Source organism: Burkholderia sp. FERM BP-3421, from assembly GCF_028657905.1.
GTDB lineage: Bacteria > Pseudomonadota > Gammaproteobacteria > Burkholderiales > Burkholderiaceae > Burkholderia.
Map to the genome: position 1 here is coordinate 2,597,025 of NZ_CP117782.1, position 17,546 is coordinate 2,614,570.

Here is a 17,546-nt window from a genome sequence, read left to right on the forward strand (position 1 = left end):
TGCAAGCATGACCGATACGAACCGCTCGCTGCGGGGCTGCCTGGCCCCGGCGAAACTCAATCTCTTCCTGCACATCACGGGCCGTCGCCCCGACGGCTACCACGACCTGCAAAGCGTGTTCCAGCTGCTCAACTGGGGCGACCTGCTCGACTTCGCGCTGCGCGACGACGGCCGCATCGTGCGCCAGACCGACATCGAGGGCGTGCCGGCGCATACCGACCTGGTGGTGCGCGCGGCGATGCTGCTCAAGACCCATACCGGCTCGCCGCTCGGCGTCGACATCGCGATCGACAAGCGCCTGCCGATGGGCGCCGGCCTCGGCGGCGGCAGCTCGGACGCGGCCACCACGCTGCTCGCGCTCAATCGCCTGTGGCAACTCGATCTGCCGCGCGAGGAACTGCAGTCCCTCGCGGTCAAACTCGGCGCGGATGTGCCGTTCTTCGTTTTTGGAAAAAATGCGTTCGCAGAGGGTATCGGAGAAGAACTGAAGCATGTAGAATTGCCGACTCGCTGGTTCCTGGTTGTGACACCGCGGGTTCACGTTCCGACTGCTTCGATTTTTTCAGATAAATCGTTGACAAGAGATTCGAAACCCATCACAATTACGGACTTTCTTGCACGGCAAAGCTGCGATGCAGGATGGCCGGAAAGCTTCGGTCGGAATGACATGCAGCAGGTTGTGACAAGGCAGTACGCGGAAGTTGCGCAGGTGATCGAATGGTTGTATGATTTGACCCCCGCGCGGATGACCGGCTCCGGAGCTAGCGTGTTTGCAGCGTTCCGCAGCAGAGCTGAAGCAGAAGCGGTGCAAGCCAAACTGCCGGCAGGCTGGAACAGCGCGGTAGCCGAGAGCATGAACGAGCATCCACTCTTCGCTTTCGCGTCATAAGTTTTACTGTGTCGGATGTCCTGCACTTCCGGCAGAGTTCAAAGTTGAGTGTAGGGGAGTCGCCAAGTTGGTCAAGGCACCGGATTTTGATTCCGGCATGCGAGGGTTCGAGTCCTTCCTCCCCTGCCAAAATTTCTCGCATTTCCCGCCCAAGCCCGAAGCAGGTGCACGATGAGCAGCCATGACGGCCTGATGGTTTTTACTGGCAACGCAAATCCCGCGCTTGCTCAGGAAGTCGTCAAAATCCTTGGTATTCCCCTCGGCAAGGCAATGGTCAGCCGTTTTTCCGACGGCGAGATCCAGGTCGAGATTCAGGAAAACGTGCGCGGCAAGGACGTCTTCGTCCTGCAGTCCACTTGCGCACCGACCAACGACAACCTGATGGAACTGATGATCATGGTCGATGCGCTCAAGCGCGCATCCGCCGGCCGGATCACCGCTGCCATCCCCTACTTCGGCTACGCCCGCCAGGACCGCCGCCCGCGTTCGGCGCGCGTCGCGATCTCGGCGAAGGTCGTCGCGAACATGCTGGAAATCGCCGGCGTCGAGCGGATCATCACGATGGATCTGCACGCCGACCAGATTCAGGGCTTCTTCGATATCCCCGTCGACAACATCTACGCGACGCCGATCCTGCTGGGCGACCTGCGCAAGCAGAGCTACTCGGATCTGCTGGTGGTGTCGCCCGACGTCGGCGGCGTGGTGCGCGCCCGTGCGCTCGCGAAGCAGCTCAATTGCGACCTCGCGATCATCGACAAGCGTCGCCCGAAGGCGAACGTCGCCGAAGTGATGAACATCATCGGTGAAGTCGACGGCCGTACCTGCGTGATCATGGACGACATGGTCGATACCGCCGGCACGCTGTGCAAGGCCGCCCAGGTGCTGAAGGAGCGCGGCGCGAAGCAAGTGTTCGCCTACGCGACGCACCCGGTGCTGTCGGGCGGCGCGGGCGACCGGATCGCCGCTTCAGCGCTCGACGAGCTCGTCGTCACCGACACGATCCCGCTCAGCGAGGAATCGCTCAGCTGCCCGAAGATCCGCTCGCTGTCGAGCGCCGGCCTGCTGGCCGAAACGTTCTCGCGGATCCGTCGCGGCGACTCGGTGATGTCGCTGTTCGCGGAATCCTGAACCGCCACTGCCGCAGCAAAGCATGCGTGAAAAGCGAAGCGTCCTGCTTCGCTTTTTGCACAATCGGCCCGGGCTGACGAAACCCTGGCCGTTCGTTCGGGGGTCCGACGTCATCGATGCGGACCCCGTCTTACTACCTGGTCGCGGGTAGTTATTGGAGATTGTTATGAAAGTCGTCGCTTTCGAGCGCCAACAGCAAGGTACGGGTGCGAGCCGCCGCCTGCGCAACACCGGTAAGACCACGGGTATCGTGTACGGTGGTGAAGCAGCGCCCCAAATGATCGAACTCGATCACAACGCCCTGTGGCACGCCCTGAAGAAGGAAGCCTTCCACGCGTCGATCCTCGACCTCGAAGTGGCCGGCCAGTCGCAACAGGTTCTGCTGCGCGACGTGCAATACCACCCGTTCCGCCAGCTCGTGCTGCACGTGGACTTCCAGCGCGTCGACGCGAAGAAGAAGCTGCACACCAAGGTGCCGCTGCACTTCCTGAACGCGGAAATCAGCCCGGCAGTGAAGCTGTCGAGCGCGATCGTCTCGCACGTCGTGAACGAAATCGAAGTCGAGTGCCTGCCGGCTGCCCTGCCGGAGTTCCTCGAAGTCGATCTGTCGAAGATCGAAGCAGGTCAGTCGCTGCACGCGAAGGACGTCACGCTGCCGGCAGGCGTCGCGCTGGTCGCGCACGTCGACGCTGAAAACCCGGTGGTCGCCTCGGCGACGATCCCGGCGGGCGCAGTCTCGGACGCGGCTGAAGGCGAAACGCCGGCTGCCTGAGCGCCCTTTCGATCCGTTTCCTGAAACGGTCGACGCAACCCGCCGCGGCTTGCCCGGCGGGTTTTTCTTTTTCCAGGACGGGCCGCCTCCGCGCGGACGCGCCCTTTCGAACATCATGATCAAACTGATCGTCGGCCTCGGCAATCCCGGGGCGGAATACACGGCAACCCGCCATAACGCGGGCTTCTGGCTCATCGACCAGCTCGCGCGCGAAGCCGGCGCGACGCTGCGCGACGAGCGGCGCTTCCACGGCTTCTACGCGAAGGCGCGCCTGCATGGCGAGGAAGTGCATCTGCTCGAACCGCAGACCTACATGAACCGCTCCGGCCAGTCGGTCGTCGCCCTCGCCCAGTTCTTCAAGATCCTGCCCGACCAGATCCTCGTCGCGCACGACGAGCTCGACCTGCCCCCCGGCGCGGCCAAGCTCAAGCTCGGCGGCGGCAGCGGCGGCCACAACGGGCTCAAGGACATCTCGGCGCACCTGTCGTCGCAGCAGTACTGGCGCCTGCGTCTCGGCATCGGCCATCCGCGCGACCTGATCCCCGAGGGCGCGCGCGCGGGCGCCAAGCCCGACGTCGCGAACTTCGTGCTGAAGCCGCCGCGCCGCGAGGAGCAGGAGGTGATCGACGCCGCGATCGAGCGCGCGCTCGCGATCATGCCGCTCATCATCCAGGGCGAACTCGAACGCGCCATGATGCAGCTGCATCGCAACTGAGCCCGTCGCGGCGGGCCGCGCGCCCCCGGCTGGGTTAAGCTCGTGGTTTTTCCCAGCGTCAGGAGCCAAGCGGTGAGCCGTTACTAGAGCGACATCGTTCAGGAACTCGTGCCCTACGTGCCGGGCGAACAGCCCGCATTCGCGCACCCGGTCAAGCTGAACACCAACGAGAATCCCTATCCGCCGTCGCCGCGCGTCGTCGAGGCGATCCGGCGCGAGCTGGGCGAAACCGGCGACGCGCTGCGCCGCTACCCCGATCCGGCCGCACGCGCGCTGCGCGAGACGGTGGCCGCGCATCACGGCATCGACCCGGCCCAGGTGTTCGTCGGCAACGGCTCCGACGAAGTGCTCGCGCACGTGTTCCAGGCCTTGCTCAAGCACGCGCGGCCGATCCGCTTTCCCGACATCACCTACAGCTTTTATCCGACCTATGCGCGCCTCTACGGCGTCGCCTACGAGACGATGCCGCTCGCGGACGACTTCTCGATCCGCCCCGACGACTTCCTCGGCGACAACGGCGGCGTGCTGCTCCCGAATCCGAACGCGCCGACCGGCCACGCGCTGCCGCGCGCGGACATCGAGCGGATCGTCGCGGGCAATCCGGATGCGGTGGTGGTGATCGACGAGGCGTACGTGGATTTCGGCGCGGAGTCGGCGCTGCCGTTGATCGGGCGCTATCCGAACCTGCTCGTGGTGCACACGGTGTCGAAGGCGCGTTCGCTCGCCGGCATGCGGGTCGGCTTCGCGTTCGGCGACGCCGCGCTGATCGAGGCGCTCAACCGCGTGAAGGACAGTTTCAACTCGTATCCGCTCGACCGTCTCGCGCAAGTCGCCGCGCAGGCCGCCTACGAGGATCAGGACTGGTTCGAGGCGACCCGCGGCCGGGTCGCGGCGAGCCGTGCGCGCCTCGCGGCCGAGCTGGCCGCGCTCGGCTTCGAGGTCGTGCCGTCGGCGGCCAATTTCGTGTTCGCGCGCCATCCCGGCCGCGATGCGGCGACGCTCGCGGCCGCGCTCAGGCGACGGGAGATCATCGTCCGGCATTTCCGGCTGCCGCGCATCGAGCAGCATCTGCGCATCTCGATCGGCACCGACGCCGAATGCGACGCACTCGTCGCCGCGCTGCGCGAACTGCTCGCGCAGCCGGCCTGACTCGCCGGCCGGCGCGCCCCGCGCGTCAGGCGTCGCCGTCCTGCGCGGCGGCCGTCAGCGCGCGGTACTTCGCCATCAGCGCGTCATGGGTTTCCGGATGCTGCGGATCGCGCGGGATGCATTCGACCGGACACACCTGCTGGCACTGCGGCTCGTCGAAATGGCCGACGCACTCGGTACACTTGCTCGGATCGATCACGTAGATTTCCGGGCCCATCGAAATCGCGCCGTTCGGGCACTCGGGCTCGCACACGTCGCAATTGATGCACTCGTCGGTAATCATCAGGGACATACAGGTCTCGCTTCCGCCGGCGTGCGCCGGCGCTTGAATCAGCCGGCTGCGTCGCGTGTCACGCGGCCGGCCCGTGGCCCATCGCGGCCACTTTTTCCGTCAGCCATTTCTCGACCGACGGGAACACGAACTTGCTGACGTCGCCGCCCAGCTGCGCGATCTCGCGCACGATCGTGCCCGAGATGAACTGGTACTGGTCGGACGGCGTCATGAACATCGTCTCGACGTCGGGCAGCAGATAGCGGTTCATCCCCGCCATCTGGAACTCGTACTCGAAATCCGACACCGCACGCAGCCCGCGCACGATCACCCGCGCGTTGTTCGCGCGCACGAAATCCTTCAGCAGGCCGGTAAAGCCCATCACCTTCACGTTCGGGTAATGACCGAGCACTTCGTTCGCAATCTCCAGCCGTTCCTCGAGCGAGAAGAACGGCTTCTTCGCGCGGCTGTCCGCCACGCCGACGACCAGCGTATCAAAAATGCTCGATGCGCGCCGCACGAGATCCTCGTGGCCGCGCGTCAGCGGATCGAACGTACCGGGGTACACGGCGACTACCATGTCGCTCCTCCTGTCATCACGCAAATGGGGGCACGGCTACGCGCCGTGCCCGCCAGCCTGGACGCATCGCGCCCGGCGCCTCGTTTGGAACGCGCATTATTCATCATTTTCGCGTTGCAGCAAATGATAGTGGACTGCGCCCGCCTTGCCATGCCGCGCGACTTCCCACCCGGCCAGCACCTCATGCGCCTGCGGATCGAGTGCCTCGCCCGCCTCGACGTACAGGTGGCCGCCCGCGGCCACGAGCGGCAGGGCGAGCGCGAGCGCGCGCTCGAACAGCGCCGCATCGCCGAACGGCGGGTCGAGGAACACCACGTCGAACGAGCCCGGCGCGAGCCCCGCCGCGAGCCGCAGCGCGTCGGCCTCCGCGACCTCGATCGCGCGCGCGGCCAGCTTGTCCTTGTTCGCGCGCAGCTGCTGCGCCGCGCGCGGATGGCGCTCGACCATCACCACGCTCGCCGCGCCGCGCGACGCCGCTTCGAAGCCGAGCGCGCCGCTGCCCGCGAACAGGTCGAGACAGCGCCGGCCGTCGAGGTCCTGGCCGAGCCAGTTGAACAGCGTCTCGCGCACGCGATCGGGGGTGGGGCGCAGGCCGTCCAGGTCGAGCACCGGCAGCGGTGTGCGCTTCCAGTCGCCGCCGATGATGCGGATCGTGTGCGGCTTGCCGCGCGCGGACGACGCGGACGGACGAGCGGAGGACGGACGGGACATACGAAAATTCGATTCGGAAAAGGTCGGCGAGAGGGCGGCGGGACGGGCCCGCCGCCGCGAACAGGCGCACGTTACCACAAGCCGCGCGCGGCTTCGCCGGTGGCGACGCGGCGCGCCTGATAAAATGGCGGGCTTCGGGCCTCCCGGCCCCGGACGCCAGCCGGCGCGCGCGCCGGCCCGGCCGTGCCGCCGGCAGCGCGGTGCGCCTTCTTCCTCCAAGCCAGACCATGTTCAGTTTCTTCAAACGCTTCAAAGGCAACCCGACGCAGGAAGCCACGCCGGACGAGTCGCCGGCCCCGGCGCAAAGCGCACCGGAAGCCCCCGCGCCAACGCCCGCCCCCGCCCTTCGGCGCCCGCAGCCGCGCCGGCGCCCGTCGCCGCGGCCCCGGTCGCGCCCGCCCCGGCCGTCGTCGTGACGGTCACGGCCGCCGACAGCGGCCCGGGCGAGGTCGTCGAGACGGTCGAGATCGTGCCGCCGCCCGTCATCGAGCCCGGCGCGCGGAAATCGTGGCTCACGCGCCTCAAATCCGGCCTGTCGAAGACGAGCGCGAGCATCACCGGCGTCTTCGTCAGCACGAAAATCGACGAAGACCTCTACGAGGAGCTGGAGACGGCGCTGCTGATGTCCGACGCCGGCGTCGACGCGACCGAGTATCTGCTCGGCGCGCTGCGCGAGAAGGTCAAGGCAGAGCGCCTGACCGACCCGCAGCAGGTGAAGGGCGCGCTGCGCGACCTGCTGATCGGGCTGCTCAAGCCGCTCGAGAAATCGCTGATGCTCGGCCGCGCGCAGCCGCTCGTGATGATGATCGCGGGCGTCAACGGCGCGGGCAAGACGACCAGCATCGGCAAGCTCGCGAAGCACCTGCAGCGCTTCGACCAGTCGGTGCTGCTCGCCGCGGGCGACACGTTCCGCGCGGCCGCGCGCGAACAGCTGTCGATCTGGGGCGAACGCAACAACGTGACGGTGGTCCAGCAGGAAAGCGGCGATCCGGCCGCGGTGATCTTCGATGCGGTCGGCGCCGCGCGCGCGCGCAAGATCGACGTGATGATGGCCGATACCGCCGGCCGCCTGCCGACGCAATTGCACCTGATGGAGGAATTGCGCAAGGTGAAGCGCGTGATCGGCAAGGCGCTCGACGGCGCGCCGCACGAGGTGCTGCTCGTGATCGACGCGAACACCGGGCAGAACGCACTCGCGCAGGTCAAGGCGTTCGACGACGCACTCGGTCTCACCGGCCTCATCGTCACGAAGCTCGACGGCACCGCGAAGGGCGGCATCCTCGCCGCGATCGCGCGGCAGCGCCCGGTGCCCGTCTACTTCATCGGCGTGGGCGAGAAGGTCGAGGACCTGCAGCCGTTCAGCGCAGAGGAATTCACCGACGCGCTGCTCGGCTGATCCGGGCCGCCGTGCGGCGGCCCCGCCTCACTCCGCGTCGGGCTGCTCGCCCGGCGCGGCCGCGCGGAACGCCTCGAGCGTCATCGCGTATTCGTAGATGCGCCGGATCGTCGGATACGGCTGCAGGTCGATCGAGAAGCGCTGGGCGTTGAACACCTGCGGCGCCAGGCACAGGTCGGCCAGCGTCGGGGTATCGCCGAAGCACAGCCTGCCCACGCGCGGATCGCCCGCGAGCCGCGTCTCCAGCGTCTTGAATCCCGCCTCGATCCAGTGCCGGTACCACGCGTTCTTCGCGTCCTCGTCGACGCCGAGCGCATGTTTCAGGTACTTGAGCACGCGCAGGTTGTCGAGCGGGTGGATCTCGCACGCGATCTGCAGCGCGATCGCCCGCACATAGGCGCGGTCGAGCGCCGCCTTCGGCAGCAGCGGCGGCTCCGGATAGGCTTCCTCCAGGTACTCGATGATCGCGAGCGATTGCTGAAGCGTCGCCTCGCCGTCGACGAAGGTCGGCACGATCCCGTCCGGATTCAGTGCGCGGTATTCGTCCTTCAGCTGCTGGCCGCCGTCGCGCAGCATGTGCACGGGCACGTACTCGTACGTGCGCTGCTTCAGGTTCAGCGCGATACGCACCCGATACGACGCCGAACTCCGGAAATAGCTGTACAGCTTCATCTGTCTGTCTCCTTGCGCCGGCCGGGCGGCGAACCCGGTCCGTATGACCGCCGCGCCGTGCGGCTGGGGGAGCCAAGTGTAGCCGCATTCCACGCCCGGCTGCGCGCGCCGTCAACTTGCCAGAACGCCGCAAATACGGTACTGAATGGAATCCCACTGACCCTCGCGACGCCCGCCGCCGCGCCGCCCCGCATGCCGATGACCGACTCCCACGACACCGCCCCCTTTCCGTGCGCCCGCTTCATCAAGGAAATCGGCCGCGGACCGCACGGCGCGCGCGCGCTGTCGGCCGACGACACCTTCGCGCTGTACCGGGCGATGCTCGACGGCCGGGTCTCCGACGCGGAACTGGGCGCGATCCTGATCGCGTATCGCCTGAAGGGCGAGACCGCCGACGAACTGGCGGCGATGCTCGCCGCCGCGCATGCGTCGTTCGAGCCGCTGCGGGTCCGCGACGGCGCGTTCCGCCCGGTCTCGATCCCGAGCTACAACGGCGCGCGCAAGCAGGCGAACCTGGTGCCGCTGCTCGCGCTGCTGCTCGCGCGCGAAGGCGTGCCCGTGCTCGTGCACGGCGTCACCGAGGATCCCGGCCGCGTGACGAGCGCGGAAATCTTCGCCGCGCTGTCGATCCCCGCGGCGCGCTCGCACGACGAGATCGAGGACACCCTCGCCGAACGCCGCGTCGCGTTCGCGCCGATCACGCTGCTCGCGCCGCCGCTCGCACGCCTGCTCGCGATGCGCCGCGTGCTCGGCGTGCGCAATTCGACGCATACGCTCGTGAAGATCCTGCAGCCGTTCGAGCCGGCCGGCCTGCGGCTCGTCAACTATACGCATCCGCCCTATCGCGAGAGCCTCGCGCAGCTGTTCACCGGGCATCCCGAGGTCGCCGCGGGCGGCGCGCTGCTCGCGCGCGGCACCGAGGGCGAGGCGGTCGCCGACACGCGCCGCCAGGTGCAGGTCGACTGGCTGCACGACGGCCGCTGCGACACGCTGATCGAGCCGGAACGCGCGGCGGCCGATGCGGCGCCCGTCGACCTGCCCGCGGCGCGCGACGCGGCCACCACCGCCGCGTGGACAGACGCGGTGCTGCGCGGCGACGTCCCGGTGCCGGACACGGTCGCGCGCCAGGTCGAGCTGATCGCGCGACTCACGCGGATCGCCGCCTGATACGCCGGCCGCGCCGGCCACGCGGCCGTTCCGCGACATCCGTCGCCATTTTCTCGCGATGCAACGCGCACGCGGCGCGATTGACAGCATGCGCGGTCTTCGCATAGAGTTGCCCTATGCGTTCCTTCCAGAACACCCTCCGAATTACTTCCGGCCGCCTAGCGCGGCCGCTATCGCTACGACTAGCGTAAAGCTGTCGTAGCGCCGTGCATTTGTCCGCACGGTCCCTCCTTAGCAGTTCCTCGCAGTTCCTTCTCGCTGTTTTTTAACCCGTAGTCGTTAGCCTTCGTCCGTCTATCCGTCGGGCGATCCGCGAAGAAACCCCGCATCGCCGCGCGATCGAGCGCGACCTTGCGCAGGCCGCGTCCACCGACGCCCATGCCGCCCCTCTTCGCTCGCGACTTACCGCCACGAGGCCAAGATGAAGCGCAACCCCGCCGAGAAATACCGACCGTTCGAGCCTGTCCGTCTCCACGGACGCAAGTGGCCGACCCGCGCCATCGAACGCGCGCCGATCTGGATGAGCACCGATCTGCGCGACGGCAACCAGTCCCTGATCGAACCGATGAGCATCGAACAGAAGCTCGAATGCTTCGACATGCTGGTCGCGATCGGTTTCAAGGAGATCGAAGTCGGTTTTCCCTCGGCGTCGCAAACCGACTTCGATTTCGTGCGCAAGCTCATCGACGAACGGCGCATCCCCGACGACGTGACGATCGAAGTGCTCGTGCAATCGCGCGAGGACCTGATCGCGCGCACCTTCGAGGCCCTCGACGGCGTGCCGCGCGCGATCGTGCATCTGTACAACGCGATCTGCCCGTCGTTCCGGCGCATCGTGTTCGGCCTCTCGAAGGACGAGGTGAAGGCGCTCGCGGTCGACGGCACGCGGCTCATCAAGGAACACGCGCAGGCGCGGCCGGGCACCCGCTGGACCTACCAGTACTCGCCCGAGACCTTCAGCATGAGCGAGCTGCCGTTCGCGCGCGAGGTGTGCGACGCCGTCGCGCAGACCTGGCGGCCGACGCGCGATCACAAGATGATCGTCAATCTGCCCGCCACCGTCGAAGCCGCGATGCCGAACGTATTCGCCGACCAGATCGAATGGATGGACCGCAACCTCGGCTACCGCGACAGCATCGTGCTGTCCGTGCATCCGCACAACGATCGCGGCACCGCCGTCGCCGCGGCGGAGCTGGCGCTCCTCGCCGGCGCGGACCGCATCGAGGGCTGCCTGTTCGGCAACGGCGAACGCACCGGCAACGTCGACCTCGTCACGCTCGCGCTCAACCTGTACACGCAGGGCATCGACCCGGGCCTCGACTTCTCGGACATCGACGCGGTGCGCCGCGTGGTCGAACGCTGCAACCAGATCCCGGTCCATCCGCGTCATCCGTACGCGGGCGACCTCGTATTCACCGCCTTCTCCGGCTCGCACCAGGATGCGATCCGCAAGGGCTTCGCGCAGCAGCAGGCCGACGCGATCTGGGAAGTGCCGTACCTGCCGATCGATCCCGCCGACCTCGGCCGCAGCTACGACGCCGTGATCCGCGTGAACAGCCAGTCCGGCAAGGGCGGCGCGACCTTCCTGCTGGAACGCGGCCTCGGCTTCACGCCGCCGCGTCGCGTGCAGATCGAATTCAGCCACGCGGTGCAGGCGCTCGCCGATCGTTCGGGCGAGGAAGTGACGGGCGAGGCGATCTGCGCGCTGTTCGCCCGCGAATACCTCGAACCCGCCGGCCCCGCCGCACGCGCGGGCGGCACCGTGCGCTGGCACGATCGCGACATCTCGACCGCCTGCGCGGTGCCCGTCGACGCGACGCCGACCGTCGCGGCCGAACGCGCGGTCGCCGGCTTCGCGGCGGCGGGCGGCACCGCGATGGAGCTGGCGTCGTGCGAGGTGGTGCGCGCGGCGGATGGCCGCACGGCGGTCTTCGTCGGCTGCAAGGTGCGCGGCGCGGCGCTGCGCCACGGGGTCGGCGTGCACGAGCACGCGGTGGTCGCCGCGATCGACGCGGTCGCGAGCGCGATCAACCGTTCGGAATGGAGCCGCGCGGATCGCCGCGCGGCGGCTTGAGCCCGGCTCGAAGCCGGCCCGATGCGCGCCTCCCGCGCGCCGCGTCACCCGCGGCGCATGGGCACAGGACAAGCGGCCGAACCGGCCGCTTCGCGCGAGACATGAGAAGAGGCGCGACGAGCGCCTATGTCTCGGTCGCGCATCGGGTCGCCTGCCATGCCAGGAGACGCCACTTGCCGCTCTCCTGGGTCTGCACGGCGGTGTACGCGATCGGGAACACGAGGCCGCCGTTGTTGGCCTCCATCTCGATCAGCGCGCGGCCCGTCACGATGAAGGTCTCGTCGCCGACCGGCAGCACGTCCTGCGACTGGATCTCGATCTGGCGATAGCGGCGACGGCCCGCCGTGATCGCGTCGATGAACTGCTGCTTGCTCTCGCGCTTGCCATTCGTATGGACGTAGCAGACCTTGTCCGACAGCAGGACGTCGAGCGCCTCGCCGTCGCCGTCGACCATCGCGCGGAACCGGTCGCGCTCGAGCGCGCGTATCGCATCGATCACCTTCGCCACCATCGCCACACTCCTCGCCTGCAACCGCGCTGTCGCGCGTCGATCGGAATCAGAAGTTGTATTGCACGTAGAGCTGGCTGAAATTTATACCAGGATTCGGCTCTTTGATACCCGCATTGGACAGGTGCTGGAAGCGGAAGCCGGCCTGATACTGCTGACGATTGCCGAATTGCGCGCCGATTCCGACCATGTCCGCGAACTGGAACGAGGACGACATCGTGAAGTGCGTGGAGATGGTCGGATGCGACAGGAAGCGGATGCCCGCGCCGGCCTCGAGGAACGGGCGGATCGCGCCCGAGCTTTTGATGAAGCGGAACACGGGCGTCGCGCCGACTTCGACGATATTGCCGTGGACCGCATGATCGCCCTGATACCACCAGTTCGACACGTGCCCCTCGAGGACGAACGCGAAGTGCCAGCCGCCGATTGCCCACCCGTTCCAGCCCGGATCCCAGACCACGCCGAGATCGGCTGTCTTCACGTCGTGGTTGGCGATCCCGCCGCCGGCCTGCAGGCTCCAACGATCGGCAAAAGCGGCGCCGGAGCCGCTCAAGAGCGCGAGTGCCGCGGCCGCCTGCGCCGCGTACCGTCCCGCCCGGATCAGGTTCTTGTTCTTCATCCGTCCCACTCCAGCTGCTTGAATTGCATAGAGCCTCGCCGCTGCTTGAGCACGGGCTCGAAACAACTGAATCTTATGGTAAAGGACTTTTTCGATCGGTGTCGTCAGGCGAAATGGTTTGCTTCCAAATCATCAAGAATGAAAACGCTTTGCCTTTTCTCCCGAATATTCCTCCGCCATTTACCCCGCTCGCCCAATCTCCGTCGAGCTGCTATCGGAACTCAAAAATCGATAGCAAAATGGGAACTCGAATGCCCCGGTCGCCTCTAAGGATTAGCACTCAATTGGCGAGAGTGCTAAGATGAGCCGCGGAATCGCCCAATAACGGGGCTAGTCCCTGATTCCCCAGGAGTTTTCTACGTGAGCAACGCACTGACCCTTCCGAACACCCTGAGCCCGGCGTCGGCTACGGCCGCTTCGGCAGGCTCATTGACGCTCGCTTCGCAGTCGCTGCTGCCCGGCCAGCTCGGCAACATCGACGCCTACATCCAGGCGGTCAACCGGATCCCGCTCCTGAGCGCGGAAGAGGAACGCCGGTACGCCACCGAGTTCCGCGACCAGAGCAACCTCGATTCCGCGCGCCGGCTGGTGCTGTCGCACCTGCGCCTCGTGGTGTCGATCGCGCGCAACTACCTCGGCTACGGGCTGCCGCACGGCGACCTGATCCAGGAAGGCAACATCGGCCTGATGAAGGCGGTCAAGCGCTTCGATCCGGAGCAGAACGTGCGCCTCGTGTCGTACGCGATCCATTGGATCAAGGCCGAGATCCACGAATACATCCTGCGCAACTGGCGGATGGTGAAGGTGGCCACCACCAAGGCGCAGCGCAAGCTGTTCTTCAACCTGCGCAGCCACAAGAAAGGCATGCAGGCGTTCACGCCGGAAGAGATCGACGGTCTCGCCCAGGAGCTGAACGTGAAGCGCGAGGAAGTGGTCGAGATGGAGACCCGCCTCTCGGGCGGCGACATCGCGCTCGAAGGCCAGGTCGAGGACGGCGAGGAATCCTACGCGCCGATCGCCTATCTGGCCGATTCGCACAGCGAGCCCACCGCCGTGCTCGCCGCGCGCCAGCGCGACACGCTGCAAACCGACGGCATCGCGCAGGCGCTCGACGCGCTCGACGCGCGTAGCCGCCGCATCATCGAGGCCCGCTGGCTGAACGTCGACGACGACGGCTCGGGCGGCTCGACGCTGCACGACCTCGCCGCCGAGTTCGGCGTCTCGGCCGAGCGGATCCGCCAGATCGAGGCCAGCGCGATGAAGAAGATGCGCACCGCCCTGGCCGAATACGCGTAAGCCTCCCGGCTCCCGCACCGCAACCGCTGCCCTCCGGCAGCGGTTTTTTTTCGCCCGATTCACTCGCCGGCTTGAGCAGTCCGGCCGGCCGTTGCAACCGGCGCGCGCCTTTCTCCCCAATCGTTGAGCCACCTCAAATTCCCGCGCCGATTTCGCGACCGTGTGCCGCACTGCAGCACTAAGAGATTTCGCGGTCCGCTCGTAAAATTGGTATATCCGGACAAAAGGCGCTACAAATGCATGGAGTGGCCCCCGAACCGGAATAATCGGCAGGAATCTGCCTGAACCAAGCATCCGATACGCCGTGATACTCATCAACAAGAAAGCCGCGCCGCGCGCGGGCCCGTCGGGGTGGCGGACGCGCATGGCGGCCTGGGCCCGGGGCCCCACCCTCGCCCGTGACATCGCGATCGTGCTCGCCATCAAGCTGGTCTTGCTGATGGCGCTCAAGTACGCGTTTTTCAATCACCCGCAGGCGCGGCACATGTCGTTGCCCCCTGCCGCCGTCGCCGAGCAGCTGCTCTCGGTTCCGGCCTCCGATTCCTCTCAGGGAGACCACCATGATAAGTAGCGAAGTCGTCGATCTGTCGCGTCTGCAGTTCGGCATCACGGCGCTCTACCACTTCCTGTTCGTTCCGCTGACGCTCGGCCTGTCCTGGGTCCTCGTCATCATGGAAGCCGTCTACGTGATGACCGGCAAACAGGTCTACAAGGACATGACCCAGTTCTGGGGCAAGCTGTTCGGGATCAACTTCGCGATGGGCGTGACCACCGGGATCACGCTCGAATTCCAGTTCGGCACGAACTGGTCCTACTACTCGCACTATGTCGGCGACATCTTCGGCGTGCCGCTCGCCGTCGAAGGGCTGATGGCGTTCTTCCTCGAATCGACCTTCGTCGGCCTGTTCTTCTTCGGCTGGAACCGCCTCTCCAAGGTCAAGCATCTGCTCGTCACCTTCCTCGTCGCGCTGGGCTCGAACCTGTCCGCGCTGTGGATCCTGGTCGCGAACGGCTGGATGAACAATCCGGTCGGCGCGGAATTCAACTACCAGACCATGCGGATGGAGCTGACGAGCCTGTTCGACGTGCTGTTCAACCCGGTCGCGCAGGTCAAGTTCGTGCACACCGTGTCGGCGGGCTACGTCACGGCCGCGATGTTCGTGCTCGGCGTGTCGTCGTGGTATCTGCTCAAGAAGCGCGACACCGATTTCGCGCTGCGCTCGTTCGCGGTCGCGGCGGGTTTCGGCCTCGCCTCGACGCTGTGCGTGATCGTGCTCGGCGACGAATCGGGCTACACCACGGGCGAAGTGCAGAAGGTCAAGCTCGCGGCGATCGAATCGGAATGGGAAACCACGCCGGCGCCCGCGGCCTTCACGATCATCGGCCTGCCGAACCAGCAGGAAGAACGCACCGACTACGCGATCAAGATCCCGTACGCACTCGGCCTGATCGCGACGCGTTCGATCGATGAGCCGGTGATCGGCCTCAAGGACCTGATCAAGCGCAGCGAAGACCACATCCAGAGCGGCATGATCGCGTACGGCGCGCTGCAGAAGATCAAGGAAGGCGACGCCGGCGCCGAGACCCATGCGCTGTTCGACCAGCACAAGGCCTATCTCGGCTACGGGCTGATGCTCAAGCAGTTCACCGCGAACGTCACCGACGCGACGCCCGAGCAGATCAAGGCGGCCGCGAAGAAGACCATCCCGCCCGTGGCGCCCGTGTTCTTCTCGTTCCGCATCATGGTGTTCCTCGGCATCCTGTTCCTCGCGACCTTCATCGCGGCGTTCTGGTTCTGCGCGCGGCGCGAGCTGCTGCAGGAAAACCGCCGCTGGTTCCTGCGCTGGGCCGTGTGGGCGATCCCGCTGCCGTGGCTCGCCGTCGAATTCGGCTGGGTGGTCGCGGAACTGGGCCGTCAGCCGTGGACGATCGCCGGCATCCTGCCGACCCATCTGTCCGCGTCGAGCCTCACGCCGTCCGATCTGTATCTGAGCCTCGCCGGATTCATCGCGTTCTACACGGCGCTGTTCGTCATCGAGATCAAGCTGATGTTCAAGTACGCGCGACTCGGCCCGTCCTCGCTGCACACCGGCCGTTACTACCACGAGCAAAAGGCGATCGCCGATGCGACCGTCTGACGACGACCGCGTCCCCGCACTCGCATAAGGAATCGCTATGGACTACGCAACCCTCAAAGTGATCTGGTGGCTGCTCGTCGGCGTGCTGCTGATCGGCTTCGCCGTCACCGACGGCTTCGACATGGGCGCAACCGCGCTGCTGCCGTTCCTCGGCAAGACCGACGAGGAGCGCCGCATCATCGTCAACACCGTCGGCGCGACCTGGGAAGGCAACCAGGTCTGGCTCATCACCGCCGGCGGCGCGATGTTCGCGGCCTGGCCGCTCGTCTACGCGGCCTCGTTCTCGGGCTTCTACTTCGCGATGCTGCTCGTGCTGTTCGCGCTGTTCTTCCGGCCGGTCGGCTTCGACTACCGCAACAAGCGCCCCGACCCGCGCTGGCGCGCCGGCTGGGACTGGGGCCTGTTCGCGGGCGGCTTCGTGCCGTCGCTGGTGTTCGGCGTCGCGTTCGGCAACCTGCTGCAAGGCGTGCCGTTCTCGTTCGACACCGACCTGCGCGTCACCTACCACGGCGGCTTCTGGGCGCTCCTGAACCCGTTCGCGCTGCTGTGCGGGCTCGTCAGCCTGTCGATGCTCGTCGCGCACGGCGCGGCCTTCATCAAGATGAAGACCGACGGCGTGGTCGCCCGGCGCGCCTCGATCGCACTGCGCGTCGCCTCGCTCGTCGCGGTCGTGCTGTTCGTGCTGGCCGGCGTGCTGATCGCCTCGTTCATCGGCGGCTATCACATCACCCAGGCCGCGCCCACCGACTCGGTCGCGAACCCGCTGCTCAAGCAGGTGGCCGCCGGCTCGGGCCTGTGGCTCGCGAACTACGTCGACTACCCGTGGATGATCGCGGCGCCCGTGGTCGGCATCGCAGGCGGCCTGCTCGCCATGCTGCTCGCCGGCTCGAAGCTCGAAAAGACCGCGTTCGTCTGCACCGGCCTGATGGTGACCGGCGTGATCCTGACCGCGGGCTTCTCGATGTTCCCGTTCATCATGCCGTCCTCGCTCGACCCCCGCAGCAGCCTGACCGTGTGGGATTCGACCTCGAGCAAGCTGACGCTCGAAGTAATGCTCGGCGCCGTGATCGTATTCCTGCCGCTGATCCTGCTGTACACCACCTGGGTGTATCGCGTGATGCGCGGCAAGATCACCCCGCAGTTGCTCGAGGAAAACAAGCACACGATGTACTGACGCCGCGCCCGGGCGATCCGCCCGGGCCGGCACGTTTCGACAGGAGTCTGATCATGTGGTATTTCAGCTGGGTTCTCGGCATCGGCGTCGCGCTCGCGTTCGGCATCGTCAACGCGATGTGGCTCGAAGCCCGCCAGAAGGACGGGCCGCCCAAGGCCAAGCCCGCGCAGCACTGAGCCGCGCGTCGCGTTCGAACGAAGCCCCCGCCCGGGGGCTTTTTTACGCCCGCCGCGCGCCCGCCGGCCGGCGCCTCGCCTCATCCCGGACAGTGCCAATCAAATTCCAGA

At 66.7% G+C, this 17,546-nt stretch carries 19 protein-coding genes, 1 tRNA gene and 1 pseudogene; 14 read left to right on the top strand and 7 right to left on the bottom strand.

Going from position 1 to position 17,546, the window contains the following annotated elements; all coding sequences use genetic code 11:
- Positions 1–7: 7 nt before the first annotated feature.
- The 3 genes from ispE (at position 8) to Bsp3421_RS27695 (ending at position 2,017) form a co-directional block, all read left to right on the top strand.
- Complete coding sequence (ispE, locus tag Bsp3421_RS27685) at positions 8–889, top strand: 4-(cytidine 5'-diphospho)-2-C-methyl-D-erythritol kinase (RefSeq protein WP_273999195.1); 882 nt, start codon at positions 8–10, stop codon at positions 887–889.
- A 52-nt stretch (positions 890–941) separates the two neighbouring features.
- Positions 942–1,018, top strand: a tRNA-Gln gene (locus tag Bsp3421_RS27690).
- 42 nt (positions 1,019–1,060) lie between these two features.
- A complete protein-coding gene (locus tag Bsp3421_RS27695) occupies positions 1,061–2,017 on the top strand; it encodes a ribose-phosphate pyrophosphokinase (protein WP_273999196.1) in 957 nt (318 codons plus the stop codon).
- Between the two features lie 151 nt (positions 2,018–2,168).
- On the opposite strand, the gene Bsp3421_RS34525 is transcribed toward Bsp3421_RS27695, so the two are convergent.
- A complete protein-coding gene (locus Bsp3421_RS34525; RefSeq protein ID WP_407655512.1) occupies positions 2,169–2,294 on the bottom strand; it encodes a ribose-phosphate pyrophosphokinase in 126 nt (41 codons plus the stop codon).
- Between Bsp3421_RS34525 and Bsp3421_RS27700 the strand changes: the two genes are divergently transcribed.
- The 3 genes from Bsp3421_RS27700 to hisC all read left to right on the top strand — a co-directional run bounded on the left by Bsp3421_RS27700 (position 2,238) and on the right by hisC (position 4,653).
- Positions 2,238–2,789 carry a 50S ribosomal protein L25/general stress protein Ctc gene (locus tag Bsp3421_RS27700; protein ID WP_443111600.1) on the top strand — a complete coding sequence of 184 codons (552 nt, stop codon included), beginning with the start codon at positions 2,238–2,240 and terminating at the stop codon, positions 2,787–2,789. The genes Bsp3421_RS34525 and Bsp3421_RS27700 overlap by 57 nt on opposite strands.
- 115 nt (positions 2,790–2,904) lie before the next feature.
- Positions 2,905–3,504, top strand: coding sequence for an aminoacyl-tRNA hydrolase (gene pth / locus Bsp3421_RS27705; RefSeq protein ID WP_273999198.1), 600 nt, complete (start codon positions 2,905–2,907; stop codon positions 3,502–3,504).
- A 93-nt stretch (positions 3,505–3,597) separates the two neighbouring features.
- Positions 3,598–4,653 carry a histidinol-phosphate transaminase gene (hisC, locus tag Bsp3421_RS27710; RefSeq protein ID WP_274004381.1) on the top strand — a complete coding sequence of 352 codons (1,056 nt, stop codon included), beginning with the start codon at positions 3,598–3,600 and terminating at the stop codon, positions 4,651–4,653.
- A 25-nt stretch (positions 4,654–4,678) separates the two neighbouring features.
- On the opposite strand, the gene Bsp3421_RS27715 is transcribed toward hisC, so the two are convergent.
- The 3 genes from Bsp3421_RS27715 to rsmD form a co-directional block, all read right to left on the bottom strand.
- The gene (locus tag Bsp3421_RS27715; RefSeq protein ID WP_273999200.1) at positions 4,679–4,945 is read right to left on the bottom strand and encodes a YfhL family 4Fe-4S dicluster ferredoxin; all 267 of its coding nucleotides are present in this window, start codon (positions 4,943–4,945) and stop codon (positions 4,679–4,681) included.
- 58 nt (positions 4,946–5,003) lie between these two features.
- Complete coding sequence (gene coaD / locus Bsp3421_RS27720) at positions 5,004–5,504, bottom strand: pantetheine-phosphate adenylyltransferase (RefSeq protein ID WP_252983341.1); 501 nt, start codon at positions 5,502–5,504, stop codon at positions 5,004–5,006.
- Positions 5,505–5,600: 96 nt separating this feature from the next.
- A complete protein-coding gene (gene rsmD / locus Bsp3421_RS27725) occupies positions 5,601–6,215 on the bottom strand; it encodes a 16S rRNA (guanine(966)-N(2))-methyltransferase RsmD (protein ID WP_273999201.1) in 615 nt (204 codons plus the stop codon).
- A gap of 227 nt (positions 6,216–6,442) precedes the next feature.
- Here rsmD and ftsY point away from each other — a divergent pair.
- Positions 6,443–7,611: pseudogene (ftsY, locus tag Bsp3421_RS27730) on the top strand (signal recognition particle-docking protein FtsY).
- 27 nt (positions 7,612–7,638) lie between these two features.
- On the opposite strand, the gene maiA reads toward ftsY, so the two are convergent.
- The gene (gene maiA, locus Bsp3421_RS27735; RefSeq protein ID WP_273999204.1) at positions 7,639–8,283 is read right to left on the bottom strand and encodes a maleylacetoacetate isomerase; all 645 of its coding nucleotides are present in this window, start codon (positions 8,281–8,283) and stop codon (positions 7,639–7,641) included.
- Positions 8,284–8,481: 198 nt separating this feature from the next.
- Here maiA and ybiB point away from each other — a divergent pair, with 198 nt between their 5' ends.
- Positions 8,482–9,450 (top strand): DNA-binding protein YbiB, encoded by a 969-nt coding sequence (gene ybiB / locus Bsp3421_RS27740; RefSeq protein ID WP_273999205.1) that lies wholly within the window; start codon positions 8,482–8,484, stop codon positions 9,448–9,450.
- Positions 9,451–9,871: 421 nt separating this feature from the next.
- The gene (gene leuA / locus Bsp3421_RS27745) at positions 9,872–11,524 is read left to right on the top strand and encodes a 2-isopropylmalate synthase (protein WP_273999206.1); all 1,653 of its coding nucleotides are present in this window, start codon (positions 9,872–9,874) and stop codon (positions 11,522–11,524) included.
- A gap of 124 nt (positions 11,525–11,648) precedes the next feature.
- Here leuA and Bsp3421_RS27750 read toward each other — a convergent pair whose 3' ends face one another.
- Both Bsp3421_RS27750 and Bsp3421_RS27755 read right to left on the bottom strand, forming a co-directional pair.
- A complete protein-coding gene (locus Bsp3421_RS27750) occupies positions 11,649–12,035 on the bottom strand; it encodes a nuclear transport factor 2 family protein (RefSeq protein ID WP_273999207.1) in 387 nt (128 codons plus the stop codon).
- A gap of 46 nt (positions 12,036–12,081) precedes the next feature.
- Positions 12,082–12,651 (bottom strand): acyloxyacyl hydrolase, encoded by a 570-nt coding sequence (locus Bsp3421_RS27755; protein ID WP_273999208.1) that lies wholly within the window; start codon positions 12,649–12,651, stop codon positions 12,082–12,084.
- Between the two features lie 360 nt (positions 12,652–13,011).
- On the opposite strand from Bsp3421_RS27755, the gene rpoH reads away from it, so the two are divergent.
- The 5 genes from rpoH (at position 13,012) to cydX (ending at position 17,435) form a co-directional block, all read left to right on the top strand.
- The gene (gene rpoH / locus Bsp3421_RS27760; protein WP_273999210.1) at positions 13,012–13,947 is read left to right on the top strand and encodes an RNA polymerase sigma factor RpoH; all 936 of its coding nucleotides are present in this window, start codon (positions 13,012–13,014) and stop codon (positions 13,945–13,947) included.
- Positions 13,948–14,251: 304 nt separating this feature from the next.
- Positions 14,252–14,518: a cytochrome oxidase putative small subunit CydP gene (gene cydP, locus Bsp3421_RS27765; RefSeq protein ID WP_273999211.1), complete on the top strand. Its 267-nt coding sequence runs from the start codon at positions 14,252–14,254 to the stop codon at positions 14,516–14,518.
- On the top strand, positions 14,508–16,085 hold the full coding sequence (locus tag Bsp3421_RS27770; RefSeq protein WP_273999213.1) for a cytochrome ubiquinol oxidase subunit I: 1,578 nt from the start codon (positions 14,508–14,510) through the stop codon (positions 16,083–16,085). The genes cydP and Bsp3421_RS27770 overlap by 11 nt, the downstream gene beginning before the upstream one ends.
- A gap of 37 nt (positions 16,086–16,122) precedes the next feature.
- Positions 16,123–17,259, top strand: coding sequence for a cytochrome d ubiquinol oxidase subunit II (gene cydB / locus Bsp3421_RS27775; protein WP_273999214.1), 1,137 nt, complete (start codon positions 16,123–16,125; stop codon positions 17,257–17,259).
- A gap of 53 nt (positions 17,260–17,312) precedes the next feature.
- On the top strand, positions 17,313–17,435 hold the full coding sequence (gene cydX, locus Bsp3421_RS27780; protein WP_273999216.1) for a cytochrome bd-I oxidase subunit CydX: 123 nt from the start codon (positions 17,313–17,315) through the stop codon (positions 17,433–17,435).
- Positions 17,436–17,546 lie beyond the last annotated feature (111 nt).